This window comes from Roseomonas sp. 18066 (assembly GCF_902706185.1).
Taxonomy (GTDB): Bacteria; Pseudomonadota; Alphaproteobacteria; order Acetobacterales; family Acetobacteraceae; genus Pseudoroseomonas.
The window spans coordinates 1-1,384 of the sequence record NZ_CACSJM010000315.1 but is presented as its reverse complement, the minus strand read 5'-3'; the positions used below and the strand labels follow the sequence as shown (position 1 = coordinate 1,384).

1 protein-coding gene is annotated in these 1,384 nt (G+C 70.4%); it reads right to left on the bottom strand.

Annotated elements, in window-relative coordinates; genetic code table 11:
• Positions 1-1,282, bottom strand: a 1,282-nt coding sequence (locus GVN67_RS28965; RefSeq protein ID WP_160000756.1) for a protein adenylyltransferase SelO family protein, incomplete at its 3' end; no start/stop codon positions are given.
• Positions 1,283-1,384 lie beyond the last annotated feature (102 nt).

Genomic DNA, 1,384 nt, shown 5'->3' with positions numbered 1-1,384 from the left:
GGGTGGGGCGGTGGAAATAGGGGTGTTCCAGCCGGGTGGTGTCGACGGCCCGGAAATCCTCCAGCCGTTCCTTGACGGCGGCGAAGGCGGGGGTCGCGTAATGCGCCGCTTCGGGGCTGGCGCCGGCGCGGACGCCGCTGGCCAGGCCCCCCTGCCAGTCGAAGACCGCCTGCTCGAAAGGCGCCTGGCTTTCCTGCAGGAAGCTCTCCCAGAGGACGCAGAGCTGGGTGTCGGCCTCCTGCCCCAGGCTGCGCAGGCCCAGGCGCTGCAGCCAGGCCGCGGTCCAGGCGGCCTCGAAGGCGGGGGCGAAGCCCTCCAGCACGCCCTGCAGCGCGTCCATGCTGGAAAGCGGCAGCAGGCACTCGGCCAGCCGCGCCAGGTTCCACAGCAGGGTCTGCGGCTGGCGGCCATAGGCGTAGAGGCCGTTATGGTCGAAATAGGCCGCGGTGAAGTTCGGGTCGTAGGTGGGCAGGAAGCGCCAGGGGCCGTAGTCGAAGCTCTCGCCGGTGATGTTGATGTTGTCGGTGTTCAGCACGCCATGGACGAAGCCGGCGGCCATCCATTGCGCGCCGGTCCTGGCCACCCGGCGCATCACCGCCTCCAGGAAGGCCGTGGGGTCGCGGCCGGCGGCCTCGGGCAGGTAGGTGTCCAGGCAGTAGTCCATCAGCCGCTGCGCGCCGTCGGTGTCGCGGTTGAAGGCCAGGCGCTGGAAGCTGCCGATGCGGACATGCGAATGGCTGAGCCGCACCAGCACGGCGCTGCGGGTGGGGGAGGGCTCGTCCTGGCGCACCAGGTTTTCCCCCGTCTCGATCAGGCTGAAGGGCTTGGAGGTGTCGACGCCCTGGGCCTCGAGCAGCTGGGCTGCCAGCACCTCGCGCACGCCGCCCTTCAGGGTCAGCCGGCCATCGGCGCCGCGCGACCAGGGGGTGGTGCCGGAGCCCTTGGTGCCGAGGTCGAGCAAGCGGCCGCCTTCCTCCTGTAATTGGGCGAAGAGGAAGCCGCGCCCGTCGCCAAGCTGGGGGTTGAAGCTGCGGAACTGGTGGCCGTGGTAGCGCAGCGCCAGGGGGGCCTCGAAGCTGCCGGGGAGCGGCTGGAAGCGGCCGAAATGGTCGGTCCATTCGGCCTCGGTCAGGGCGCCGAGGCCGAGGGCTTCCGCCCAGGGCTGGTTGCGGAAGCGGGTGACGTGGCGGGGGAATTCGGCCGCGGCGACCACGTCATAGAAATCGGCGCCCAGCTGGGCGTGGCGGGTGGCCGGGCGGAAGCGTGCGTCGTCGAAGGGCATTTCTGTCAGTTAGGCGCGCCGGTTGGGCGCGTAAAGGCGGGCTGCTTGACCTTGGGGGGGAGGGGTCCATACTCGGCGGGGACGATTGGAACGATATTCTGC